This is a genomic window from Qipengyuania sphaerica, assembly GCF_019711595.1.
Lineage (GTDB): Bacteria > Pseudomonadota > Alphaproteobacteria > Sphingomonadales > Sphingomonadaceae > Qipengyuania > Qipengyuania sphaerica.
The window spans coordinates 404,779-428,464 of sequence record NZ_JAIGNR010000002.1 but is presented as its reverse complement, the minus strand read 5'-3'; the positions used below and the strand labels follow the sequence as shown (position 1 = coordinate 428,464).

The window sequence follows — 23,686 nt, the reverse complement described above, 5'->3', positions numbered from 1 at the left end:
CAGTTCTCGACCGGGGTGCTGTCGCCGCCCTCGATACCGTCGAGGTCCTCGACCTTGGTCCCTTCGATCGAGCCGTAGCGCGTGTTGGCGAAGTCGACGTCGTCGACATCGAAGCCCGAGGTCTGCGTGCCGACCTCGACCTCGACGGCGGTGACGTTGAACCAGCCGTCGCGGCTTTCCTCGACCACCCAGTAGTTGCCCGGAGGCAGGTCGCCGAAGCTGTAGTCGCCGTTCGCATCGGTCATGGTCGAACGATAGGCCGTACCCAGGTCGGGATCATCGCCCGGATCGGAGTTGAACAGGTAGATGTTCCAGTTCTCGACCGGGGTGCTGTCGCCGCCCTCGATACCGTCGAGGTCCTCGACCTTGGTCCCTTCGATCGAGCCGTATTGGTAATTGCCGAAATTGAGGGCCTCGGCGACGCCCTCGTCACCATTCGTGTCAATGTCGCTGCCGGACCCGTCGATATCGCCATCGTTAAAGTTCAGGACAGTGGGATCGACGATCAGGTCGTTCGGCGAATCGTAGTAGCCGCCATAAGTGTTGCCCCAGCCGCCAATTAGCGTCTCGTAGATCGTCAGTGTATATTCGACATTGGCAATATCGTTGTTGGTGAAAGTCGGGATCGTCAGCGTGTATTGACCATTCTCGTCGGTCACGACCGAAAATGTTTCTATCACGGTCTCAGGCGGATTGTTCGTCTGATTGCCTTTGTAAGTGATCGTGTATTCGATCGTGTAGTTGATCTGCCAGCCGGAAAGCGCCCCTTCTCCGTCATCCCACAGGCCGTTGCCGTTTAGGTCGTGCCACTTGTAGCCGGTGAAGTCGACGCCCGGGAAAACCTTCGAAACCGACCATTCTTCGAAGCCGTCGTTCGAAGAGTAGTCGAGGTAGAAGTCGTTCGCATTATCGTCGGCATTGTTGCCGTCGATCGTGCCGTCGCCGTTGACGTCGACCGCGTCATCCTGCGCGGTGATCGTGCCATCGAGCTGGTCCAGTTCGCCCAGTTCGCCGAACTTGGAATAGAGCGTGATATTATAATCTTCGGGGTTGGCGTTCTGGTCGGCGCTGAAAGAACTGGTCGGGACATAGAAGAACATGTCCGACTTGCCGCTGCCTGCCTGCAGCGAATAATCGAGCAGCACGCTGTTATTGCCGAATTCATCGAGGTCGTAGACGACCGTCAGGCCGTTGGCATCGAGGAAGCTTTGATCAACGATGCCATCGCCATTGGCATCGAAAAGGCCGGTCACATCCATCGAGGTTCCGCCGACCATCACGTACAATTCGTCGAGCGAGAGATACTGGCTGGAGTTCAGCTGGTTGATGTCCAGCCGGAATTCGTAATAGGTGTTCCCATCGTCCAGCGTGATGACGGGGACGTCCGCGAGCGAGAGATTGGTCGTGAAGCTCGGCGAAGAGTTCTCTTCGTGCAGCAGCGGGCGAGCGTCGGTGTTGTAACCATCCTCGACGCCGGGAGTGTCGTCATTGCCGCCGTCCTGCACGCGGACAAAGGCCTGGATTACGCCAGTCCCTGCTGATGTTATCGGCTGCGCTGAGAAGAAATAGGCCCCGTTGATATAGGCTGAATCGCCCGAGATGGTCGTGATGTCATAAAGAAGAACGTCTTCTTCTTCGTCGTCCTTGTCCCAGACGTAGGTGGATTGGTCGAGCATGATGGGCATCGCAAGTCTCCTCTGAGGCCGGACAGCCTTGCTGACCGACGAAAACACGTTGCGGACCCGGGGACGGGCTGTTGCCCGCTCGAATTGGCGACCTGAGACAAAACCGAGATCGTCGGGGAAGTGGCGGGCGCCTCTCCATCTTTGTGGGAGAGGTCAGCTTCCGGCTTTATCCAGACACTCGATTTGCGATCCGTGCTGGTTTGGAGGAGCCGCGATTACAATCGAGCGACTCGCCTGCTGTTAGGTGCCTAAACGTTAACCTTGGTTAATTTAGAGTCAACCACTTACGTACCGCTTTTGCAACTGACGCAGTTCTATTAGCTGTAAACCGCAGATTCGCGGGCTTTGAAGCTGGTTTCCGGGTGCCTTCGATGGGCGCTCAACCCATGATTCTGAAATTTTCTTAATGCCTTGTGCCGATCTGCCTGTTACAGCCGTGGCTACAGGGATCGTGAAATGAGGACGCGGAAAAACCTTTCTGCCTGCGCTTTTGCGCTTGTAGGCACGGTCGCCCTTGTCGGCGCAGCACCCGCGTGCGCGCAGGAAATCTCGCTCCAACAACCGGAGGCGACCGATCTTCCGGAGCCGCAGGTCAAGCCGCTCGACATCGATTTTACTGGCGATCCGGTCCTCGCGCTCGCGAACTCGACCGCCGATCCCGAAACCTTCAGGCGTATCGTCATTGCAGCACTCGAGGACAGCCCCACCAAGCGTGAAGCGCTCTTTCGCGAAGATGCGGCGAAAGCACGCATAGGAGAGGCTCGCAGCGGCTATCTGCCGACCATCGATGTGGGATTGTCCGGCTTCAAGACGCTCGAGCGCAACTTTTCCAATGATCCCTTCAACCTGATCGAAAGGTCGCGTCCGCGCGAGCGGGTTGATTTCACCTTTTCGGTCTCCGAGGTCCTCATTGACTTCGGCCGGACCGATGGACAGGTCGCCGCAGCAGCGGCGCAATTGCGCGCCGCCGGCTACGACCGTGAAGCCCGCGCAGGGGAGGTTGCGGGCGATATGGTGATCGCGTGGACACAGGTCTCCGCATACCAGGCGCTTGTTCGGTTGATCGAAGGTTTCGTGGCCGCGCAGGACAGTCTGGATGCCGCGGTCGACACTCGGATCGAGCGCGGCGTGTCGGCAGAAGGAGACCGGGCGAGGGTCGCGAGCGTACGCTCCCAGGCCGAGGTCAGGCTTGCGCAGACGCGCCGCCAACTGGCCAGCGCGGAGGCCCGGTTCGAGCAACTCAGCGGATTTGCCGCGCCCGACCGGCTCTTGCGGCCGCCGATGCTCGATGCGACACGCTTCACCCGCGAATATGCCGTATTCGCTGCCGAGAATGCCCCGGCAGTTCTGGGTGCGGAAGCTGTGGCAGACTCGCGCGACCAAACGGCTCGGGCAGCCGATGCCGACAAGCTGCCTCTCCTGAGCGCTCGCCTCGATCACGGCCGCTACGGTATCTGGGAAGACGGGCGTGACGATTACGATACCCGCGCCACGCTCCAGCTGAACTGGCGTATCCTTGGCGGGGGGCTCTGGTCGCGGGCAAGGGCTGCCGATGCCGAGGCCGCTGCTGCCGATGCCGTGGCGGACCGCGTGCGCGAAGAAGCTCGCAGGGATGCCGAGATCGCCTGGGCCGACGTGCAGGCGTTCGAAGAGCAACTTGAGGCGCTCGAGGATGCCTACAAGGCATCGAGGCAATCGCGCGACATCGTCGTTGCACGTTTCGCGGCGCTTCGCGGCACGCTGTTCGACGTCGGAGATGCGGAAAACGCCTATCTTAACGCTGCAAGCGCCTATATTCGCGCCTTGGCGGAATTGGACCAGGCGCGATATGTCCTGCTGCTGCGCATGGGGAGATTGCTCGACGTGCTGCAAATAGAGGAAGAAGAGGTGCCGTTGTGAGCGATATGTCGCTCGTCGAAATCCCGCCCAAGCGCATCGCCGATTGGCTCGCAGAGCCGATCAGGCGGAACTGGCGAACCTATTCCAAGGTCGCGCTGGCTGCGGCGCTGATCAATATCTTCGGTCTTGCCACCGCTCTTTTCACAATGACGGTATACGACCGCGTTGTCCCGAATGCGGCATTTGGCTCGCTCCTGGCGCTTTCGATCGGCCTCGGTATCATCCTGCTGTTCGACTTTATTCTCAAATTGCTGCGGGCCTATTTCGTCGATTTCGCCGGCGCGAAAATCGACGAGGAAGTCGGCGAGGATGTCTTTGCCCGCCTTACCGCCATGCGGCTCGAACTGCGCCAGGGATCGACCGGTGCGCTGACCGGGATGATGCGGGAGCTAGAGACCATTCGCGACTTCTTCGCTTCGGCAACGCTCGTGGCAGTCGTCGACCTGCCGTTCATCATTATCACGCTTGCCGTGGTCGCGGCGATCGGCGGATGGGTCGTGGCTGTGCCGGCGGCGATGGTCCCGCTGGTCATCATAGTCGGTCTGGCGGCGCAACCTGCGCTGCAGCGCATCGCCGCCGTCACGATGGGACAGGGCCTCCAGAAGCAGTCGGTGCTGATCGAGACTGTCGGTAGTATCGAACACGTCAAGGTTTCGGGCGCAGACGGAATGCTCAAGCGTCGCTGGAAGGAAGCGGTGCGCGAGCATTCGCAAAGCAATATGCGCCAGCGCCTCATATCCTCGGTGGGCACAACCTTCGCAACGACCGCTGGCATGATCAGCTATGCAGGCGTGGTGATCGTCGGCGTGTTCAAGGTAGCCGAAAACGAACTGACACTGGGCGGCCTTATCGCCTGTTCGATCCTGGCAGGGCGCGCGATTGCCCCCCTGGCGCAGATTTCGCAGCTGGTCGGGCGCATCACATCGACGCGCACTGCCTATCGCCATGTTCGCCAGCTGATGGACCAGCCCAAAGAAGGCCCTGCCACCGAACCGCTCGAAATGGGCGCTACCGAAGGCGCCATCGAACTTCGCGGGGTGACCTTCACCTATCCGGGCGGTTCCGCCCCGGCACTAGATAATGTGAATTTGAAGATCGAACCGGGCGAACATATCGCGGTGCTCGGCCGGGTGGGTTCGGGCAAGTCGACCATAGCCCGTATGATGCTGGGCCTATACCCCCCGCAGGAGGGCATGGTACTGATCGACGGCGTCGATCTCGCCCAGTTCGATCCCTATTCGATGCGCGCACAAATAGGCTCGGTGTTGCAGGAGCCGGCGCTGTTTTCCGGCTCGATCCGCGAGAATATCGTACTCGAGCGTCCCTTTATCGATGATGAGGAGATGCTGCGCGCCAGCCGTGTTTCCGGAACCGACATCTTCGTGTCCCGCATCTCCAACGGCTACGATCTCAAGCTGGTCGACCGAGGAGACGGACTTTCGGGCGGGCAGCGCCAGTCAATCGCGGTTGCCAGGGCATTGGCGGGAAAGCCTCCGATCGTGATCATGGACGAACCGTCCAGCGCGATGGACGCGCAGACCGAGGCGGACCTGATCAACCGGCTAGAGACTGAACTGAAGGGGCGTACGCTCGTGGTCGTGACGCACCGCCAGCCACTTCTCAGGCTAGTCGACCGGATCATCATCATGGATCGCGGCAAGGTCGTGGCTGACGGGCCGCGCGACAAGGTCCTTGAAAAGCTTGCGCAAGGGAACCGGCAGGTATGAACACCGTGCCCCAAGTCCAGGTCGATCAGCCGATCGCGATCGAGCCGGAAAAAGAACGGCATATCGAGGATTTCGTTGCCGACATCGAACCGGGCAAAGCCTCGAAGGCGCTGTTCTGGGGCATCACCATCTTCTTCGTACTCATCATCATCTGGGCCGCGCTGGCCGAGATCGATCGGACGGTCCGCGGAATGGGGCGCGTCATTTCGAGCAGCGAGTTGCAGGTCATCTCCAGCCTCGAAGGAGGGATCCTTGAAGAGATCCTGGTGCGCCCCGGCGATGCGGTAACATCGGGCCAGCCGCTGCTGCGCCTCGATCCTACGGAAACCGGCGCGAACCTCGGCAGCACCTCGGCGACCGCGCAGGCACTCGACATGAAAGTCGCAAGGCTTACCGCCGAGGTTACGGGCCGTGCGCCAAGCTATCCTTCGCCAGCCGACGAAGACGCGGCGCGGCAAATGGAAATCGAGAAAGCCCTCTACGCTTCGCGCCAGGCGAGCTTGCGTAGTGCACTTTCGGCCGGACAGGCGCAGCTGCAGCGCTCGCGCCAGCAGGTGATGGAGGCACAGGCTGCGATCGATTCACGCCAGAGCACGCTCACCCGCGCCGAGACGGAACTCGCCGCCGTGCGCCCGCTTGTGGAGAATGGGATCGAGCCGCGCCTCACTCTGACAAGGGCGGAAAGCGACGCCGCAAGTGCCCGCAGCGATCTCGCTGGTGCACGTGCCATGCTGGGCCGCTCGCAGGCACAGGTAGCCGAAGCGAGTGCGAACCTTGCCCGCATCAGGCAGGACTGGCGCGAACAATCGGCCAGCGAGCTCGCAGCCGCGCAAGCGGAATTCGAGGCGCGCTCGAGCACCTTGCCGGCTCTCGAGGAGCGCTTGCAGCGCACGACCCTGCGTGCGCCTGTGGCCGGGAAGGTCAGCCGGGTGCTGGTGGCGACGAAAGGCAGCGCGGTTCGTCCCGGTGATCCGCTGGTAGAATTGGTCGCCGACGAGGACAGCCTTTTGGTTGAAGCGCGTGTTTCGCCTCAGGACATCGGCAATGTGCGTATCGGGCAGCAGGCAAAGGTCGGTATTACTGCCTACGACCAGGCGGTCTACGGAACGATGGAGGGTGAGGTCACGACCATTTCGGCGGACTCGATCCAGGATCCCCAAACGGGCGAGATCTACTACCTCGTCCGGGTGGCTACGCAGGACAACGCACTTGAGGGCCCCGACGGGCGACCTCTCGCAATCGGGCCGGGCATGGTCGCCGACGTTTCGCTGCTCGGAGACAAACGTACGGTGCTCCAATACATCCTGACCCCAATCACGCGCCTGAGCGAGACGGCCTTCCGCGAGTAGGATTCAGCCACGCGAAAGGCCGGGGCCTTAAGCTCGCTGCTTTCGCAACAGGTGATGGGCATGCGCCGTGGTATCTTTCTTCTCGCTATTGCTGCGCTCTCGGCATGCTCTCATGCCGTCGGCGGCACGCCAGTGACACGTAACGGCATCGCTTGCGACTTCTCCGGTCCGGGGAATGGCGACGAGACGTGCACAATGTTCGTGGACGCAGCAGCCGGCGCGGGGCGCGAGGACATCGTCAGGATCGAAATTCACGCGCTTTCGCAGACTTCTGCCCGTGTGCGGGCTTTCGACGCCGCTGGAGGCGCGGTCGCTCAGCTGGATTTCGATGTGATGGACACCGTGTTGGGGCCGCAAACCTGGCAGGATTTTGCCGATGCCTTTGCCGAGTTGCTTGACGAAGCGACAGCCTGAGAGTCCTCCCATGAACTCGTAGTCGAGATGTCCACCGGCAGTTCCTAATTTTTCGAGCGTCAGCGCTTACAGTATCGACACTGTCCGATCGATCTGCGACCCGGAGACAGCCCTCTTCATTCCGGCGGAATTGAACGGCATTGCGACTTTGCCGTAGCGGTCGACTGCGACAAGTCCGCCGTCTCCACGGTTTTGCGCCACTGCTGCCAGGAGCGATGCACCGGCTTGCTCGAGGCTCTGCCCGCCATAGGCCATTCTAGCCGCAAGGTCGCGTGCGCCTCCGGCGTAGATGAAGGCCTCACCGATCCCGGTGCAGCTCACTGCTACGTCGCTATCGGCCCAGTTGCCGATCCCCGTAATCGGCGTGTCGCCGACTCGCCCCGCGCGCTTTCCCAGCAGGCCGCCGGTCGAAGTCGCGGCGGCCAATTCACCATTCATGTCGAGAGCGACCGCGCCGACCGTGCCATGCGCCAGACCTTTGTCGAGCTTAAGCATCTCCTCGGCTTCGACCCCCACCGGCAGGACGAAATGGGTGGCTGGATCGGCGACCATCTCGAGATTAAGCTCTCGCGCAAAGGCCTTTGCACCGTCTCCGGCCAAGAGGATATAGGGCGTATGCTCGAGCACTGCGCGTGCGGCGCGGATCGGCTGCGCGATATCGGTTGCGGCACAAATTCCGCCGGCCTTGAGCCGCGCACCGTCCATGATCGCGGCGTCGCATTCGACCACGTTCTGGTCGTTCGGCGCCGATCCGCGTCCCGCGACATAAAGACCGCTGCTCTCCATCTGTGCGACGGCGAACTCGACCGTATCGAGCGCGCTTGCACCGTCCGCCAGCATTTCGTCGCAGCGGTCTACAAGATCGGCGAGATGCGCTTCGACCCGTGCATAATCGCGCTGCGGATTCACTCCCGCCCCACCGTGGAGGGCTATGACATAATTGTGCGACATCATTTTTCTGCTTTCTTCATGATTATGTCGATCGGCTCGATATCGAACCGGACAGCGGCCAGGGCATAGGCTGCGCGGCCTTCGGGAGGGCGCCCCCACCAGCCTTGCGAGGCATCGGTCTGGACTAAACGATAGATCACTCCGTGGGCGCCGCTGAAACTATGGCGTTCAACTTCACGGGCGGCCGAGTTGTCGAGCAGCGCCTCGCCTGCCACCTCGGCCAGCGAGGTCGCGCCCAGCGCCATGCCGCCTCCCGAAACGGTTGCCCGGCCGAAATATTCGTTGCCGACAGTCGCTTCCTTGAAGGGAGCAGGTTCGATCCTGCCGTCGATCAGCGAGATCCGGTCGCCGCTCGAGGCAAGGCTCAGCGACATATTCCTAACCGCGAAGCGCGTGCCGCTTCCCCGCGAGGCGCCGCGCGCGTCAAGCAGGGTTACATACCCTGTTCCGAGCACGAGGGCCTCCGTGTCCCCTACGGCCACTTTGATGGCCGTATCCTCATCGATGCCGATCCCGATCCGGTGCGGTTGGCGCTCGTGGGTGAGCAGCGCTGCCAGCCTTCCAAGTCTCGCCCGCTCGCCGAAATGTTGGTCGACCAGGACATTGCCGAGGAATCCCAGCCCCCGGTCGAAGCGCACTGCCTCGCCGGGCGCATCGGGCAAAAGCGCTGCCAGTGTATCGCCCTGCGTGATCATCGGATCGCTCATGATCGCCGCCCCGGCCGACGTTCCGCCCACTACCGCCCCTGTCTTCAGCCGTTCGCGGATGGCCGCAAGCATAGGCGTGTCGCCGCCATCGTCTTCGATCAGCAGCTTAGTCAGGCGCGACTGGTCTCCGCCCGTGAACCAGATTGCGCCCGCCCTAGCGATCTTCGCTATTTCCGCAGCATCGCTGGCGTTGGCCGCCCAGCCAGCCTCGTCGATCTCGGCAGACTGCGGATCGTCGAGCATGGCCAGTTCGACGATGCGGATATCAGCGGGGTCGGCGCCAAAGCCGATGAGTGACTCGCGGAAATCGGCGGCGGACTGGCTCGGGGCGCCCGAGGCGGCAGGCACAATCGCTATGGCTCGGGCATTCGCAGGGCGGGCATCTAGAAAGGCCCGCAAGACCTCTTCGTTATCGGGTTCGAGCCCGCCGCCCACGATGACCAGCGTGCCCGGTTGTGCTTGCAAGGTCGGCGTGGCGCATGCGGCAGCCAGAAGGATGAGCCAGGCAGCTAAAAATTTCCGGACCATCAGAAGCCTCCGCCGTGGGCAAGCAGCATGACCGCGCTGCCGAGTATGAAAAGCGCCAGCATGGGTTTCCAGAAAAACGCCAGCCAATCGCCATAGGAGACACGCGCCGCGGCGAGGCACCCGATCAGCGTGGCGGAGGTCGGTACGACAAGGTTGGTGAAACCGTCGCCGAGCTGGAATGCCAGAACCGCCGTTTGGCGAGTGACGCCAGAGAGGTCGGCGAGTGGCGCCATGATCGGCATGGTGATGCTCGCCTGTCCCGAACCGGAGGAAACGGCGAAATTGAAGACGCTTTGGGCGAGATACATCGTCCATGCCGTCATCCAGTCGGGCACTGCGGCGGTCAGTCCGGCCAGCCCGTTTAGGAGCGCGTTGAGCAGGGATGCGCCGGTCGGAGAATCCCCTCCCAGCAGCAGCATGATACCCTTTGCAGCACCGACGATGAGCGCAGCTGGCAGGAGCTGCGCGGCACCGTCGCGAAACCCCACCATCATATCGCCGGTCGCCCCTCCCTCGAGCTTCCCGAAGCGGGCAAAAATGGCGGTGGCAATGCCCACGGCGAAGAACTGTGCCGCGATTTCAGGAAGGTAATAACCGCGCGTGGTGACGCCCCAAGCCACCCAGGCCACACCGAGCAGAAGCGTGGCGAGGACAAGGATATGAGGGAGGCGCAAGGCTTGCACCGCATGGGCATCGATGGACCCGCCGACCTTCCCGACAGCCGGGCGCAGGCCGAGGCGGACGCTACGGGCATAGCGCCAGGTGAAGAGCGCGCCGAGAAGGGTGAACCCTGCCCAGATAGCCAGTCGCGGTCCCATCCCCGACATGGGCGGCAGGCCGGAGATGCTTTGCGCGATCACGACGCTGAACGGGTTCATCCAGCTGGTCGCAAAGCCGATCTGGCTCGCGCAAAGACAGACCAGCAGCGCGGTGATGGCATCATAGCCTGCGCGGCTCAGCGAAGGCGCGAGGATGAGCGTCAGCGCGATGGCTTCCTCCGATAATCCGAAGATCGCTCCCCCGAGAGAGAATGCGAAGAACAGCATCATCAGCAGGATTTCGTTTTGCGCCTTGCCGCCGGGCAGCGAAGCCTGAACCGCAGCATCGATCGCGCCGGTCCGCATGATCATGCCGAACACGCCTCCGATCACGATTATGAAGGCCATCAGACCCACTGTGGGCGAATAGCGGTCGCCCGTGACCAGTCCGGCATAAAAGAAGTCGAGGAAACCCGCGCGCTCCTCATCGCCGATTATGGGCGCGGGCATCGTCCCCGATGCCGCTTGGTAGCTACCTGGAACGATGCGCTCCGGATCGCCAGCCACCTCGAATTGTCCGGGAACGAAGACGAATGTGGCCGCCCATGCCAGCAATGCCAACGTGAACATGATGAGCAGGGTATCCGGCATCCGCCAGACGCGCGGCATCGGTGGGGCGCCGCCATCCGCGTTATCGGCTTTCCTATCAGGCATCGTCGTCTCCCGTCGCCCGCTTGGCCGGAGCCCACCAATAGCGGCGGGCCCCGGCGCCTAGCGAATTCGACCTTGCCGCCCTAGAAGCGCTTCGTCACGCGGAGCGTAGCGTAGCGACCGATCAGATCGTGGTTGAAGAGATCGACATTCGACGACGAACCCAGCACGCGTGGCGGGTCGGCATCGAGGATGTTTCGCACCGCCAGCTGGATGAAGCTGTCCTCGGCAAAGTCGTAGCTCACGCTGAGATCGAAAGTGAGATAGTCGTCGACCTCATACTCCTGGTCGAGCGGCAGTCCCAGCGCTTCGAGGGTGCGGTCCGAGGGATCGTCGCGATATCCGGTCTTATAGTGGCCGGACAGCGATGCCCTCCACGCATCCTTGCGCCACCGCAGTTTCCCGCTCGCTATGAAGTCAGGATACAGATAGTCGCCCGCAAGATGCTCGACCGGACTGGCCTCGGAGGCCTTGCGTTCGAAATTGAGGATATGCGTCGCATCCAGCCGGAAGGTGAAATCGCCTGCATCGCCGCCGCCGAGGCGGTGCGTATAGGCGAAGTCGATCCCGTCAGTCTTCTGGAATCCCAGATTGGTGATCTGGAAATGCGCGTCTGTGACGAAGCCGTTGGTGACTTCGAGACCCGGCGTACCAGTTGCCAGTTCTCCATCGCCGACCACCGCGAATTCGCCTGCCAGCGCGCGGCGAATGAAGTCGTCCTCGTCGATCCCGACCAGGTCCTCGTGACGAATGTTCCAGTAATCGATCTGAAGCTCGATGTCTGGACTAGGCATGATCATCACCCCACCACCGAAGCTGCGTGCGTTTTCGGCACCCAGAGCCGGATTGCCGACATCCTCCGACAATAGCGCCTCGCCATCGCCAGTCGGATCGCCGTCGCAGGCGCCAGGCGTCGCCTCGCAATCGACCCGATAGGAGCTCAGCAGGACACCTGCGCCGCTCTGGGCGAGCGAAGGTGCGCGGAACGAGGTCGAGTAATTGGCGCGCAGGGCGAGCCAGTCGACCGGCTCCCAGCGCGCGGCGATCTTGGGATTGAAATCGCTCCCGAAGCCCTCGAAATCGTCGAAGCGCCCGGCAAGCTGGAGGTCGAGGCCTTGCGCCAGCGGCACATAAAGCTCGCCATAGAGCGACCAGCTGTTTCGGTCCGCCTCGGCGCTCGTGGACGAAAATCCGAGTATCGGTTCAGGATTGTCGATCGTGGCCACGGCAACACCGGACGGGGTGTCGCGCAGCGTCTCACGACGGAATTCACCGCCGAATGCCGCCTTGAGAGGCCCTGCCGGCATCTCGAACAGTGTACCATTGACGCTGGCATCGAAAGCGTAGAGCCGCGATTTGCCGCTGCGTTCCGCCTTGGTGCCGAGCAGTTCGGCAACCCCGTCTTCCTGGGCTGTCTGTCCGCCGAATGGATTGTACCATAGTGTGGTCTTGCCGATGTCTTCGCAGGTATCTCCGACGAAATCGGCAGTCGGCCGTGCAAGATCGACATCCCAGCGCTCGACCCGCGAGCCGTCGCTACAGATATTGCCGAGGTTGAGGTCGTAGAAATTCTGCGCGATCACCAATCCGGAAACGCCACGCTGTACACGATCGTTGCCGCCGAACAGGAAAGCCGCGTCGAACCGCCAGTCGCCTGCCAGATCGCCGCGAAGACCCGAGGTGATGCGGTAGCTGTCGGATTCGACCTCTACTGCCCGCGGCTCGGGAATTTTGCCCCAGGCGAAGATCGGGAATCCGAAATAGTCGCTGAAGTCCCCGACCCCGCCTTCTTCGACGATGTCTGCCTGCAGCGCGGCCGGCCAGAATGGATTCTCCGGATCGACGGGCGCCCTCGAGAAATTGGCCGGTGAACTGACGCCGCGCGATTCCACGCGGCTGTAGAGCACGTCGTTATACCAGGTCAGGCCGTCGGAAATCTCGAACTGGTGGGTGAACAACCCGCCGATCGTTTCCAGCCGATCCTGCACCGACACGAAAGCGTTGGTGTTGACCTCGCAGAACTCGCCGAAGTTGCCGAAGCCGAAATCGCCGTCGGCGCAGCCACCGTCCGCGGGCTCTTCCGTCTGGTCGAAAAACTGGAAGAACAGGTCGTTGAAGCTGGGGTAGAACCCTTGCTGGCTGGGCCGGAAGCTTTCGCGGCTGATCTCCCTGTCGCGCAAGAAGAAAGGATTGCGCTTAAAGTAGTCGACTACCACCATGACCGAATTGCGGTCGCCGATGCGTGCACCGGCCACTGCCGTGAGGTTGTAGCGGCCCTCGTCGGTGCCAGCGGTGGAATTGCCGTAGCTCGCGCTGAGTTCGATCCCCTCGAAGTCGTTTCGCAGGACGTAATTGACCACACCGGCGACGGCATCTGCGCCATAGATGGCCGATGCACCCGACGGCAGCACTTCGACCCTTTCCACTGCGGCAAGCGGGATGGAACTGGCATCGATAAAGCTTTCCTGGCCCCGCGCGAAAGCGCTGATCTGGGCGCGGCGGCCATTGATCAGGGTCAGCGTGGACGAGGCGCCCAGCCCGCGAAGCGAAACCGCGGATGCGCCGACCGGGGTGTCGGAGGACAGCGGACCGGCCGTGGCCGTGGAAAAGGTCGCGCCGCCGCCCGAAGTTACGGGTAGGTCTTGAAGAACTTCGATGATTGTCCCGGCGCCCGATTCCACGATATCATCGCGGCCGACTGAGATCGTCTGGACAGGGCCGTCCGATGGCAGGCCTTCGATGCGGCTCCCGGTGACGACGATGACACCTTCGTCGGGCGACGCGGTGTCTTCCGTGCTGGCAGCGGCCTGCGCCAGCACGGGAGTTGAAATTCCTGCGAGCAGCAGAGCAGCGGTGCCGAAAGCTCCGCTAGAGATTCTCGATTGCATTGACATATTTTGATCCCTCGAACCTTCAGTGGCGACGTAGTGGTCGCGTGCGAATGGTCAGGGACGGGCCCGGAATGTCTGGGAGGCACGAGAACAGCGTGCCCGAAATCCGCGCCTATCCCGCGCGGTTCGGGATTACTCGTTAAACCAGTCGGTGAGGTGAAACTCAACCGACCGGCGTACGGCGACAAGGCCGGATGCAGGACAGAAAAATGGTCTGCTCATGTATCTATCATGCCATCAAAGGGTAAAACGCGCAAGATAGCGACCTCTTGGGAGAAAAAGTCGTAATTTTACAACGCCTGTTCAATCGAAGACGATTTCGTCCCTGCCTCGCGGTTCGCATTTTCCCGTCATTTGTCGGATATGCAGGGGACCTGACCGATGCCGGAGCCCCGGCGCGTGAAAGCACTCTGAGATCGGCGCAGAGACGGCCTGAATTATGTCGCGAGTTGGGATTGGCCTTGCAAAGCCACCTGCTCCGCGGCGGAGCGCACACACCCCGTAGCCAGAGAGGAGTGCTGGGATTGGGTGGCGGAGACGGAGGGATTCGAACCCTCGATACCCGTTACCAGGTATGGCTCCTTAGCAGGGAGCTGGTTTCAGCCACTCACCCACGTCTCCGCACGCATGCCGGACGGCTGCGAGGGGCGCGCTATAGCCAGCGCTTTCATGCCCTTCAAGGAAGAAATCGGGCCGCGGCAGATTAGTGCGCTTCGGCCCGCGTCCGACTCGATTCGGCGCAATTCGGATTCGGTTCATCGCGCTTTCATTGCGGGAGGCGAAGAATGGGATTCTGTTTGCGGTGCAGCGCTTTGCCTGTGGGCCGCGAAACGCGCGGAAGGGATCGAAATGAATACGCTTACCAAACTCGCCGCTGGCCTGATGGCCGCCATTTCCATGACCGCAACGCCGCTCGCCGCGCAGGTCGAGAGCGTCGATCCCGATGCCGCCTGGGACGCGCCGATCGACGGCGATCTGGAGCCGGCGGGGGCAGAGCTTCCGGCGGTCGACGATGCAGCTGCTCCGGCGCAATCGGACACCGGCTGGGTGGAACCGGCCGCAGCCGAGCAACCGCAGCGGTCGGAAAGCGATGCCGAAACCGCAGCAGAGGTCGCGGTCGACACCGCAACCACCGAAGATCCTTCCACCACCTATCGCGAGGACGACCTCATCGGCGCAGCCGAGGGCGTGTTCGGAAAAGGCGCCGAAGGTGTCGCCAAGATGATCCGCAAGCTGCTCAAGGACCAGGGCGAGCCCAATGGCTATATCGTCGGCCGCGAGGCGGGCGGTGCGTTCGTCGTCGGCGCACGCTACGGCTCGGGCACGCTGTTCCACAAGATCGAAGGCGAACTGCCAGTCTACTGGACCGGCCCCTCAATCGGTTTCGACGCGGGCGCGAATGCGGGCAGCACCTTCGTGCTCGTCTACAACCTCTACGACACCGAGGAACTCTACGAACGCTTCCCCGCGGCCGAAGGTACCGCCTATGCTGTGGGCGGCCTCAACGCCAGCTACGTGCGCAAGGGCGACGTCGTGCTGATCCCGATCCGCGTCGGTGCAGGCCTGAGGCTCGGAGTGAACGCAGGCTACATGAAGTTCTCCAAGAAACAGAAGTGGCTGCCGTTCTGATCCGGCATACGAAAACAAGCGCCATTTGAGGGGCCGCAATCTCGATTGAGGTTGCGGCCCTTCGCTTATGTGCGCAAAGAGCGGCGCATGCTCGACCAACTTCCCGCACAAGCCCCCGACGCGCTGCTCGCGCTGATCAAGATGCACGCCGCCGACCCGAGGCCGGACAAGATCGACCTCGGCGTGGGTGTCTATCGCACCAATGAGGGCGCGACGCCTGTTTTCCGCGCGATCAAGCAGGCCGAGCAGCGGTTGCTCGATGTGCAGGATAGCAAGAGCTATCTCGGTCCCGAAGGGGACAGCGGCTTCGTCAAGGCGCTGATGCCCTATATCTTCGGCGAGGGTTCGCCGCTGGCGGGCCGCATCGAGGGTATGCAGACCCCCGGTGGTACGGGCGCAGTGCGCCTCGCGGTATCTCTGGCGCAGAAGGCCGGGGTGAAGCGCATCTTCCTCGGCATCCCCAGCTGGCCCAACCATGCCCAGATCCTCGAGGACGTCGGCGTCGAGACCGTGACCTTCAATCATGCGAGCGAAGACGGCACGGCCGATGTCGACGCGGTGCTGGGCGCGATCCGCGATGCGGGGCGCGACGGCGCGGTGCTGCTGCACGGCTGCTGCCATAACCCGACCGGGATCGATTACACCGCCGACCAGTGGGCTGCGATTGCCGATGCTTTCGCAGAGACCGGCGTTCTGCCGATCCTCGACATAGCCTACCAGGGGCTGGGGCAGGGCATGGAAGAGGACGTGGAGGGCGTGCGCGCAGTGCTGGCCCGCGTTCCCGAAGCGCTCATCGCCTATAGCTGCGACAAGAACTTCGGCCTCTACCGCGACCGTGTGGGGGCCTTCTACATGATGGCGCGCGAGGCGGAGCAGCTGCCCGCCATCGCCTCCAACGCCAATGCGCTGGCGCGGGCCAACTGGTCGATGCCGCCCGATCATGGCGGCGCGGCGGTGCGCCTGCTGCTCGAAGACGAAGGTATGACGGCGACCTGGCTCGAGGAACTCGACGAGATGCGCACCCGCATGCGGCGCGTGCGTGCGCGCCTCGCGGCGGCGGACAAAGAGGTGCCGGGTCTGGGCCTTGCCGCGCTGGGCGATCAGAACGGCCTCTTCGCCATGCTGCCGCTGACCAAGGAGCAGATCGCCAGCCTTCGCGAGGACCACGCCATCTACATGGCGGGTTCCGGCCGTATCAACGTGGCCGGCCTCCACGCGGGCAATACCGAGAAGTTCATCACCGCCCTGGCGGATGTGACCAAAGGCTAGGCCGCCGTGACGCTCGACCGGCAACCCGTGCTGGAGACCGAGCGGCTGGTCCTGCGCCCGCTCACTGCGGATGACCGCGAGGCGCTGTACGCAATCGCCTCCGATCCCGCCGTGTGGGAGCAGCACCCGATCCATGACCGCTGGCGGCGCGAGGTTTTCGATGCCTTCTTCGACGAAGGGCTGGCCTCTGGCGGCTCGCTCGCCGTGGTGCGCAAGAGCGACGAGCGACTGGTCGGCCACACGCGCTACGACAAGTACGACACGGAGGAGGGAGGCGTGGTCGAGATCGGCTGGACTTTCCTTGCGCCCATGCTGTGGGGCAAGGGCTACAACCCCGAGATGAAGCGCGCCATGCTGGCCCATGCATTCGGGGAAGTCGCGCTGGTCGAGTTCCGCGTCGGCGACACCAACTACCGCTCGCGCAATGCGCTGGAAGCCATCGGCGCAGTGCGATCGGACCGGTATGAACTTGAGCGCTACCAGGGCAAGCGCGTGGTCCACCTCGTCTACCAGATCACTCGGGAAGCCTTCGAGAACGGCCCTCTCGCCTGAGTAGGGCTGCCACAGGGCAGCGCTACAGAATGGAACACTTGGAACACGGTCCTGGGGGAAAAGACTTGCCCCGCTCAGCCCGATCGGCAAGCCGGTAAGTTCGGATGGGGGCGAGGCCGGATCATCCGGCAGGATGTGGCAAAAACCCCGGCCGGTAGGAAATGGCGACGACTGGACGGCAAGCGGGCGCGGCGTGGTTCCTAGGTCTTCCGAAGGGGGCGGGTACCGATAAATTAACCAAGATGCCCTAGGGATCATCCGGATGGAAAGGCAACGGATAGACTCCCTCGACGGTCTGCGCGGCATCGCTGCCCTTTGGGTGTTGGTGGGCCACGCCATGGGGCTGACTGGCTGGGGGGTGCCGGTTATCGACCGTCCAGCTCTGGGGGTCGATCTCTTCATCATCCTGTCCGGCTTCCTGATGGCCTATCATTATGGCGAAATGCGTAAGGGCGCAGCGGCATTCTGGGCAAAGCGATTTTTCCGGATCGCACCGCTTTACTATGTTTGCCTCGCTGCAGCTCTGATCCTTGGCCCTGAACTCTATGCCGATCGCATGGCTATAGATGCGATGCGGGGGGCGAGCCCGCAGGCAAGCTCACGCTACCTTGATGCAAGCCCGACCAATATCGCCATGCATGTCAGCTTCTTGTTCGGCATCTTCCCGTCTCACGCCTTTCGTACGCCCTTGCCCGATTGGTCGATTGGCCTCGAGATGCAGTTCTACGCGATCTTTCCTCTTCTTGTTCTGGCGGCGAAGAAATGGGGCTGGCTTTGCGTAATCCTGACAGCCTTCTTGATCGGCTGGTCGGCAGTAATGGGTCTGAGGCTCAGCGGCATGGAATTCCCGATGCCATCCTTTCTGCCCCTGAAAATCGGTCTTTTCCTGGTAGGGGTGCTTTGTGCAATTTCGGCAGATGCGTCTCGCGAGAGGAAGATCGCCTATTTGCTACTGGCAGTGCTGCTCTCGCAATTTCCATCGGCACCAAACGGGACGGACCAACTGATACGCTTGATAATAATCCTGGCGTTCTTCGCGCTTATCTATTCCCGCAAAGGCGGCTTTCTGGATAGCCGGATCATGAGGGGCCTCGGGGAAATCTCCTATGGTTGTTATCTGATACACCTGCTGCTGCTGATCCCCGCAATTGCTTATTGGGCTGAATACTTCGAGGGATGGCAACTGTTTGCAGTTTCTCTTGCCTCGGCAGGTGCTGCCACGCTGGCTCTGTCCTGGATTGCCTATCGCTTCATAGAGTTGCCAGGCATCGCAATAGGCGGGCGAATCATTGCTCTTATGCAAGCGCGTCGAACCGGGGCGAAACCCTTGTCGTGGCGCGCAGGCAAATCCTGAAACTCAGCCCTTCAGGTTGCCCAAGCTCTGCATTCGCTTGAGATAGCGCGCCAGCACATCGATCTCTAGATTTACGCGGTCGCCCTCGGCCAGCTCGCCCAGCGTCGTCACTTCGGCGGTGTGCGGGATAATGTTCAATGCGAAATCGCAGGTACCATCCTCGCGGTCGCGGACGTCGTTTACGGTCAGCGAGACGCCGTCGACGGTGATCGAGCCCTTTTCCGCCACGAAGGGGGCGAAAGCGCGGGAGATGCGGATGGTGTAGTGCCACGAGCCGCCGGTCTCGCGTTTCGAGACGACCTCGCCGACTGTGTCGACATGGCCGGTGACGAGGTGGCCGCCGAGTTCGTCGCCGAGCCGCAGCGCGGGTTCGAGATTGAGCTTGCGGCCCTGTTCCCACATACCCGGCACGGTGCGGCTCACGGTCTCGCCCGAGACGTCGAAACCGATGCGCGCTTCCCCCTTGGTCCCGCCAAGCGTCACCACGGTCAGGCACACGCCCGAGCAGGCGATCGAGGCGCCCATATCGATGGCCTCGGGATCGAAGGGACAGGCGACGTTCACGCGCGTGTCGGCCTTCTGCTCGACGCTTTCGATGGTGCCGATGGCGGTGACGATACCGGTGAACATGGTGCTCTAAATCTCCTGTCGCGTCCGGCGATAGGCGGTGAATGTGTCGCTGCCAAGCTGGCGGGTCTCCACGAGCGTCCAGCGGCCATGCGCCTCTTCGAGACTGGCGAGGTGGATGTCGCCCAGCGCGGGCAGGCCGTCGCCTAGCACGATGGGCGCGCGGTAAATTTCGAGCCGGTCGACGAGGTCGGCCCCAAGGAAGCTCGCCGCCGCGCCGGCGCCGCCTTCGACATAGAGGTATTGCACGCCGTCCAGCTGCGCGACCTGGTCGGGCGAGTTGATCACCTTCACCCCGTCGGGCGGTACGCCGCGGCTCAGGAGCACGCGAGCGGGGCTGCGATCCTCGATCCCTGCCAGCCGCACGTCGAGCCGGGGCTTGTCCTCGCGCCATGTGCCGCCGCCCACGAGGATCGCATCGCTCATCGCGCGGCGCGAGTGGACATGCGCGCGCGCCGCTTCGCCGGTGATCCACTGGCTCGACCCGTCGGCCATGGCGATGCGCCCGTCGAGCGACATGGCAAGCTTCAGCGTCACATGCGGGCGGCCATGGCTTGCGCGGGTGAGATAACCGTCGAGGCTGTGTTCGACTTCGGGTAGCGATAGCAGCTCGGCCTGAATGCCCGCCTCGCGCAGCCGTGCCATGCCGTCGCCTGCAGTGCGCGAATCCGGGTCCTGCGCGCCGATGACCGCGCGCGCCAAGCCGGCCTCGACCAGCAGGTCCGAACAGGCCGGGCCGCGCTCAGAGCGGTGCGCACAAGGTTCCAGCGTGACATAGGCAGTGGCACCCCGTGCCGCGTCGCCTGCCTGCTCCAGCGCCATCGCCTCGGCATGCGGCCTGCCGCCGTCCTGCGTCCATCCGCGGCCAATCACGCGGCCGTCTTTAAAGATGATGCAGCCGACCGCCGGGTTGGGGCGCGAGAGCGGTCTCCCGCGCGAGGCCAGTCGCGCGGCAGCTGCCAGCAAGGCTGCATCACTCGCTATCGGTTTGGGTCCCGCTGGTTTCGCCAAACATCTCTTCGAGGCGCTGGCGCTCGGCTTCGGCCTCGGCAGCTTCATCGGCCCTGATCTCGGCTTCCATTTCCTCGACGTCGAGGCCCGAGGCGGCGCCCACGGCCCGGTAAAGATCGCGGCGCAATTCAAGGCGGCGCTGCTCTTCAGCCTCGCGCTCGTCCTTCAACCTCTGGTTCTCGATGTTCGACTGGCGAATTTCCTCGTCACTCCGTCCTTCGGCGAAGGTGGTGATATAGGTCACTTCGGGCTGCTGCGGCGGGTAGTAATAGACTTCCTGCGTAAGCCAGCCGAGTACGATGCCCGTCATCAGCAGCGAGGCGCCAAGGATCGGCCAGCGGTGCGGCGTGGGCTTCTTCCACTCGCTCCAGAAGTCGGCGATTCCGCCTGCTGCATTGAACCTCGAACGATAGCGCATGGGTGTTACTTAGTAGCGCGCTGCGATGAACGCTAGCCGAAGCTGGCGTAGAGCGTGCGGCCAAACTGCGAGAGCCAGGCATTGGCCTCCTCGATATCGCCTTCGAAAATATCTCCCAGCAAGGCATGGAAGGCGGGCGAATGGTCGAAATGAACGAGATGCGCGACCTCGTGCGCGACAACCGATCGGCGGACGCTATCGGGTGCCTGCACCAGCCGCCAGTTGAGCCGCAAGACGCCCTCGGAAGAACAGCTGCCCCAGCGGCGCTTCGCTCGGGTGAGGCGGACGGGGGCGGTCGGCAGATCGGCGCGCTCGCAATAGATTGCCGCATCGTCTGCAAAGAGACGCAGAGCCTCCTTTTCGAGCCAACGCTCAAGCCGCTTGGCGAGAGTGTCTTCGGGCCCGCCGACTTGCAGGGCCTCGCCCTTCAGGACCGGCTTGCGCGGTGCATCTTCGCTCCATTCGATGGCGATCACCGACCCGCGATAATCCAGCCGTCTTTCCGAGGCCGGATCGCGCTTTTCCGGCACCTTGGCCACCTGCTGCGCGAGCCATTCGGCGCGCGCATGGGCGAAAGCGATCGCTTCTTTCGAAGCACACCACTTAGGCAGGGTGATGCGTACAGCGCTGCCGTCGGGCGCAAGGCGCAGGGTCAGGCGCTTGGCAGTCGGGTGGCGGCGCAGTTCGATAGGAAATTTGCGCCCGCCGATCTCGATTTCCGGTTCGAGATGTTCCTTGCGCAGCCACTCGATCATGCGGCCTCATCCTCCCCGTCACCCCACTCGACGATATGGTGTTCGAGCGGCCCGGCCTCGTCCTCGCTGATGACGCGGCCCGCCACCGATACGCCGGCCGCGATCACGGCCTCCCGGTCGCCCGAAATCAGGTAGTGCCAGCGCGGCAGCGGGCGGTTCTCGGCACGGCGGCGATAGGCGCAGGTGTCGGGCAGCCAGGGCACGCGGTCGACCAGCTTCAATGTCAGGCGCAGGCAATCGGGCACGAAGGCCTTGCGGTTCTTGTAATCCTTGCAGCGCGCCGTCTCGCAATCGAGCAGGGTGCAGGCCACATTGGTCTCTTCGATCTCGCCGGTGTCTTCGTATTCGACCTTGTGCAGGCAGCAGCGACCGCAGCCATCGCACAGGGCTTCCCACTCCTCCTGGTTGAGCTGGGCCAGCGGCCGCTCCCAGAAGCCGTCCCTCAGCGCACCCATTTCGCCAGTTCCGCGGCCACCGCATCAGGGCCTTCATCGGTCGGCAGCATCGCCAAAGGCTCGCCATCGGGTCCGAAGAGGTAGGTGATGTTCGAATGGTTCATCAGGTAGCCGCCGCTCTCGCTTTCCTCGCCGCGCGAATAGAAGGCGGCAAAGGCGCGGGTGACCCCGTCGAGTTGCTCCCTCGTTCCCGTCATCCCGATCAGGCGCGGGTGGAAGGCATCGGTAAACTCGGTCAGCACTTCGGGCGTGTCGCGTTCCGGATCGACACTGACGAAGAGCGGCTGGACCTGTGCGCCCAGTTCGGGATTTGCTTCCTCGAATTTCTTCAAGCCCGCCATCGCGCGCTGGTTGTCGGTCGGGCAGACATCGGGGCAATAGGCGAAACCGAAATAGATCGTGCGATACTGCCCGTCGAAATCGCTCCAGCTGACCGGTTGGCCAGCCTCGCTAGTCAGCGTGAAATCGCCGCCGATCGCGGCGCCTGCCAGCGGCGGTTCGCCGGGCGCGGTTGTGGCCGGTTCCTGCGAACAGGAGGCGAGAAATAGGCTGGCGGCGGCAAGCAGTGCAAAGCGGGACATGACAGCACGGTTCATGGTCTGCTAACGGCGGCTGTTCAAGGGTGACACCCTCACGTAGATGCGAATAAATTGACGACGGAGATTGATGGAAGTGCGCAGGATCGGGGCAAAACGGGCGGTGGTTATCGGATTGGGCGCGCTGGCGATGCTGGCAAGCCCGCTGGCTGCACAGCGGACCACCGATGGCTACAAGTTCATCAAGGCGGTGCGTGACCGCGACGGCACGACGGCCACGCAAATGCTCGACGAGCCAGGCAATACTTTCATCAATGCGCGCGAGATCGCGACCGGTGAGACGGCGCTACACGCGGTCGTCCAGCGGCGCGACCTGAGCTGGGTACGTTTCCTGCTGCAGCGCGGTGCCAATCCCAATATCGCCGACAAGAATGGCGTGTATCCGATCCAGCTCGCGGCGCAGCTCGGCTTCATCGAGGGGGTCGAACGCCTGATCAAGGGCGGCGCAGATGTCGACGTTTCGACCGTCACCGGCGAAACCCCGCTGATCAGCGCAGTCCATCGCCGCGACCTCAAGATGATCGAACTGCTGGTCGAAAAGGGCGGCAATCCCGACCGGGCAGACAATTCGGGCCGTACCGCTCGCGATTACGCCATGCTGATGGGGGCGCGTTCGGGTGTGCTCGAGGCCATCGAAAAGGGCGAAAGCGAAGAGGACGAAGAGCAAGAAACATACGGTCCCAGCTGATGGACAATGCCACCCCCGATATCGCCGAGCTGACACTCGACGAACTGCGCCTCGCGCTGGCACCCGCGATTGCCGAGGCGGCCGTATTCGACGGCTGGAGCGACGATGCACTGGTTATGGCCGCCGAACAGCTCGGAGCGGACGTCGATGTCGCGCGGCTGGCCTTCAAGGGCGGGCAGCTCGACATGGTTTTCGCCTGGATCGAGGCGGTCGATCTCGCCATGGCTGCGGCTTTCCCAGAAGACGTGATCGCAGGGATGAAGATCCGCGAGCGCATCCGCAGCCTCGTCCAGTTCCGGTTGGATGCCGTCGCAGGGCAGGAAGAAGCGCTGCGCCGCGCGCTGGCGATCATGGCCATGCCGCAGAATGTCGCGAAATCGACCAGGCGCGGCTGGCAGAGCGCGGACCTGATGTGGCGGCTCGCAGGCGATACGGCGACCGATTACAACCACTATACCAAGCGCGCGGTTCTCGCCTCGATCTACGCCGCGACGCTCGCGGTCTTTGTCGACGACACCAGCGAGGACAAGGCCGAGACCCGCGCCTTCCTCGATCGCCGGATCGAGGGTGTGATGACCTTCGAGAAGGTCAAGGCGAAGTGGCTCAACCCCGAGCGCGAAACCTTCAGCGTCACGCGTTTCCTCGGGCGGCTGCGCTACCCGGCGCGCTAACCCCTCCGCTATTGATAATCGGTTGCAATAAGCCTGCCGAT

General features: G+C 62.8%; 21 protein-coding genes and 1 tRNA gene. 10 read left to right on the top strand and 12 right to left on the bottom strand.

Features of this window, described 5'->3' with window-relative positions; translation table 11 throughout:
* Window positions 1-1,685 (bottom strand): carboxypeptidase-like regulatory domain-containing protein (locus K3178_RS09765; protein ID WP_221571197.1); only part of this gene is annotated, 1,685 nt, incomplete at its 3' end.
* A 456-nt stretch (window positions 1,686-2,141) separates the two neighbouring features.
* Here K3178_RS09765 and K3178_RS09760 point away from each other — a divergent pair.
* Genes K3178_RS09760 through K3178_RS09745 form a run of 4 tightly spaced genes read left to right on the top strand, consistent with a single transcriptional unit; the run spans window position 2,142 to window position 7,074 of the window.
* On the top strand, window positions 2,142-3,584 hold the full coding sequence (locus K3178_RS09760) for a TolC family protein (protein ID WP_221571196.1): 1,443 nt from the start codon (window positions 2,142-2,144) through the stop codon (window positions 3,582-3,584).
* Window positions 3,585-3,589: 5 nt separating this feature from the next.
* Window positions 3,590-5,311: a type I secretion system permease/ATPase gene (locus K3178_RS09755; protein WP_221571243.1), complete on the top strand. Its 1,722-nt coding sequence runs from the start codon at window positions 3,590-3,592 to the stop codon at window positions 5,309-5,311.
* The gene (locus K3178_RS09750) at window positions 5,308-6,660 is read left to right on the top strand and encodes an HlyD family type I secretion periplasmic adaptor subunit (RefSeq protein ID WP_221571195.1); all 1,353 of its coding nucleotides are present in this window, start codon (window positions 5,308-5,310) and stop codon (window positions 6,658-6,660) included. Before K3178_RS09755 ends, K3178_RS09750 begins: the two co-directional genes overlap by 4 nt.
* 60 nt (window positions 6,661-6,720) lie before the next feature.
* Complete coding sequence (locus K3178_RS09745; protein ID WP_221571194.1) at window positions 6,721-7,074, top strand: hypothetical protein; 354 nt, start codon at window positions 6,721-6,723, stop codon at window positions 7,072-7,074.
* Between the two features lie 66 nt (window positions 7,075-7,140).
* On the opposite strand, the gene K3178_RS09740 is transcribed toward K3178_RS09745, so the two are convergent.
* The 5 genes from K3178_RS09740 to K3178_RS09720 all read right to left on the bottom strand — a co-directional run bounded on the left by K3178_RS09740 (window position 7,141) and on the right by K3178_RS09720 (window position 14,241).
* Window positions 7,141-8,028, bottom strand: a complete 888-nt coding sequence (locus K3178_RS09740) for an isoaspartyl peptidase/L-asparaginase family protein (protein ID WP_247713679.1) — start codon at window positions 8,026-8,028, stop codon at window positions 7,141-7,143.
* On the bottom strand, window positions 8,025-9,260 hold the full coding sequence (locus K3178_RS09735) for a cyanophycinase (protein WP_221571193.1): 1,236 nt from the start codon (window positions 9,258-9,260) through the stop codon (window positions 8,025-8,027). The genes K3178_RS09740 and K3178_RS09735 overlap by 4 nt, the downstream gene beginning before the upstream one ends.
* Complete coding sequence (gene yfcC / locus K3178_RS09730) at window positions 9,260-10,732, bottom strand: putative basic amino acid antiporter YfcC (RefSeq protein WP_247713678.1); 1,473 nt, start codon at window positions 10,730-10,732, stop codon at window positions 9,260-9,262. Before yfcC ends, K3178_RS09735 begins: the two co-directional genes overlap by 1 nt.
* An 80-nt stretch (window positions 10,733-10,812) precedes the next feature.
* Window positions 10,813-13,617 (bottom strand): TonB-dependent receptor plug domain-containing protein, encoded by a 2,805-nt coding sequence (locus tag K3178_RS09725; protein ID WP_247713677.1) that lies wholly within the window; start codon window positions 13,615-13,617, stop codon window positions 10,813-10,815.
* A 532-nt stretch (window positions 13,618-14,149) separates the two neighbouring features.
* Window positions 14,150-14,241, bottom strand: a tRNA-Ser gene (locus K3178_RS09720).
* A gap of 228 nt (window positions 14,242-14,469) precedes the next feature.
* Between K3178_RS09720 and K3178_RS09715 the strand changes: the two genes are divergently transcribed.
* From K3178_RS09715 to K3178_RS09700, 4 genes are all read left to right on the top strand, one after another.
* Entirely contained in the window at window positions 14,470-15,249 is a 780-nt protein-coding gene (locus tag K3178_RS09715) for a DUF1134 domain-containing protein (RefSeq protein WP_221571191.1), read from the top strand.
* Window positions 15,250-15,336: 87 nt separating this feature from the next.
* Window positions 15,337-16,518: an amino acid aminotransferase gene (locus K3178_RS09710; protein WP_221571190.1), complete on the top strand. Its 1,182-nt coding sequence runs from the start codon at window positions 15,337-15,339 to the stop codon at window positions 16,516-16,518.
* A 6-nt stretch (window positions 16,519-16,524) separates the two neighbouring features.
* Entirely contained in the window at window positions 16,525-17,070 is a 546-nt protein-coding gene (locus K3178_RS09705) for a GNAT family N-acetyltransferase (protein ID WP_221571189.1), read from the top strand.
* A gap of 262 nt (window positions 17,071-17,332) precedes the next feature.
* Entirely contained in the window at window positions 17,333-18,424 is a 1,092-nt protein-coding gene (locus K3178_RS09700) for an acyltransferase family protein (RefSeq protein ID WP_221571188.1), read from the top strand.
* Between the two features lie 3 nt (window positions 18,425-18,427).
* Here the strand turns inward: K3178_RS09700 and K3178_RS09695 are convergent, their stop codons facing one another.
* From K3178_RS09695 to K3178_RS09670, 6 genes are read right to left on the bottom strand one after another with little or no spacing between them, the layout of a single operon-like run.
* Window positions 18,428-19,054, bottom strand: a complete 627-nt coding sequence (locus K3178_RS09695) for a riboflavin synthase (RefSeq protein ID WP_221571187.1) — start codon at window positions 19,052-19,054, stop codon at window positions 18,428-18,430.
* Window positions 19,055-19,060: 6 nt separating this feature from the next.
* Window positions 19,061-20,014, bottom strand: coding sequence for a bifunctional diaminohydroxyphosphoribosylaminopyrimidine deaminase/5-amino-6-(5-phosphoribosylamino)uracil reductase RibD (gene ribD / locus K3178_RS09690; RefSeq protein ID WP_247713716.1), 954 nt, complete (start codon window positions 20,012-20,014; stop codon window positions 19,061-19,063).
* A 10-nt stretch (window positions 20,015-20,024) separates the two neighbouring features.
* The gene (locus K3178_RS09685) at window positions 20,025-20,480 is read right to left on the bottom strand and encodes a hypothetical protein (RefSeq protein WP_221571185.1); all 456 of its coding nucleotides are present in this window, start codon (window positions 20,478-20,480) and stop codon (window positions 20,025-20,027) included.
* A 32-nt stretch (window positions 20,481-20,512) separates the two neighbouring features.
* Window positions 20,513-21,235, bottom strand: coding sequence for a M48 family metallopeptidase (locus K3178_RS09680; protein WP_221571184.1), 723 nt, complete (start codon window positions 21,233-21,235; stop codon window positions 20,513-20,515).
* Complete coding sequence (locus K3178_RS09675; protein WP_221571183.1) at window positions 21,232-21,690, bottom strand: YcgN family cysteine cluster protein; 459 nt, start codon at window positions 21,688-21,690, stop codon at window positions 21,232-21,234. The genes K3178_RS09680 and K3178_RS09675 overlap by 4 nt, the downstream gene beginning before the upstream one ends.
* Entirely contained in the window at window positions 21,678-22,271 is a 594-nt protein-coding gene (locus K3178_RS09670) for an SCO family protein (RefSeq protein WP_247713676.1), read from the bottom strand. Before K3178_RS09670 ends, K3178_RS09675 begins: the two co-directional genes overlap by 13 nt.
* Before the next feature lie 85 nt (window positions 22,272-22,356).
* On the opposite strand from K3178_RS09670, the gene K3178_RS09665 reads away from it, so the two are divergent.
* Both K3178_RS09665 and K3178_RS09660 read left to right on the top strand, forming a co-directional pair.
* Window positions 22,357-22,974, top strand: a complete 618-nt coding sequence (locus K3178_RS09665; protein WP_221571181.1) for an ankyrin repeat domain-containing protein — start codon at window positions 22,357-22,359, stop codon at window positions 22,972-22,974.
* A complete protein-coding gene (locus K3178_RS09660) occupies window positions 22,974-23,645 on the top strand; it encodes a COQ9 family protein (protein WP_221571180.1) in 672 nt (223 codons plus the stop codon). Before K3178_RS09665 ends, K3178_RS09660 begins: the two co-directional genes overlap by 1 nt.
* Window positions 23,646-23,686 lie beyond the last annotated feature (41 nt).

Coding starts and splice junctions, on each gene's coding strand:
- K3178_RS09760 (WP_221571196.1), top strand. CDS start 2,142: ATGAGGACGCGGAAAAACCTTTCTGCCTGCGCTTTTGCGCTTGTAGGC.
- K3178_RS09755 (WP_221571243.1), top strand. CDS start 3,590: ATGTCGCTCGTCGAAATCCCGCCCAAGCGCATCGCCGATTGGCTCGCA.
- K3178_RS09750 (WP_221571195.1), top strand. CDS start 5,308: ATGAACACCGTGCCCCAAGTCCAGGTCGATCAGCCGATCGCGATCGAG.
- K3178_RS09745 (WP_221571194.1), top strand. CDS start 6,721: ATGCGCCGTGGTATCTTTCTTCTCGCTATTGCTGCGCTCTCGGCATGC.
- K3178_RS09740 (WP_247713679.1), bottom strand. CDS start 8,028: ATGATGTCGCACAATTATGTCATAGCCCTCCACGGTGGGGCGGGAGTG.
- K3178_RS09735 (WP_221571193.1), bottom strand. CDS start 9,260: ATGGTCCGGAAATTTTTAGCTGCCTGGCTCATCCTTCTGGCTGCCGCA.
- yfcC (WP_247713678.1), bottom strand. CDS start 10,732: ATGCCTGATAGGAAAGCCGATAACGCGGATGGCGGCGCCCCACCGATG.
- K3178_RS09725 (WP_247713677.1), bottom strand. CDS start 13,617: ATGCAATCGAGAATCTCTAGCGGAGCTTTCGGCACCGCTGCTCTGCTG.
- K3178_RS09715 (WP_221571191.1), top strand. CDS start 14,470: ATGAATACGCTTACCAAACTCGCCGCTGGCCTGATGGCCGCCATTTCC.
- K3178_RS09710 (WP_221571190.1), top strand. CDS start 15,337: ATGCTCGACCAACTTCCCGCACAAGCCCCCGACGCGCTGCTCGCGCTG.
- K3178_RS09700 (WP_221571188.1), top strand. CDS start 17,333: ATGGAAAGGCAACGGATAGACTCCCTCGACGGTCTGCGCGGCATCGCT.
- K3178_RS09695 (WP_221571187.1), bottom strand. CDS start 19,054: ATGTTCACCGGTATCGTCACCGCCATCGGCACCATCGAAAGCGTCGAG.
- K3178_RS09685 (WP_221571185.1), bottom strand. CDS start 20,480: ATGCGCTATCGTTCGAGGTTCAATGCAGCAGGCGGAATCGCCGACTTC.
- K3178_RS09680 (WP_221571184.1), bottom strand. CDS start 21,235: ATGATCGAGTGGCTGCGCAAGGAACATCTCGAACCGGAAATCGAGATC.
- K3178_RS09675 (WP_221571183.1), bottom strand. CDS start 21,690: ATGGGTGCGCTGAGGGACGGCTTCTGGGAGCGGCCGCTGGCCCAGCTC.
- K3178_RS09670 (WP_247713676.1), bottom strand. CDS start 22,271: ATGTCCCGCTTTGCACTGCTTGCCGCCGCCAGCCTATTTCTCGCCTCC.
- K3178_RS09665 (WP_221571181.1), top strand. CDS start 22,357: ATGGAAGTGCGCAGGATCGGGGCAAAACGGGCGGTGGTTATCGGATTG.
- K3178_RS09660 (WP_221571180.1), top strand. CDS start 22,974: ATGGACAATGCCACCCCCGATATCGCCGAGCTGACACTCGACGAACTG.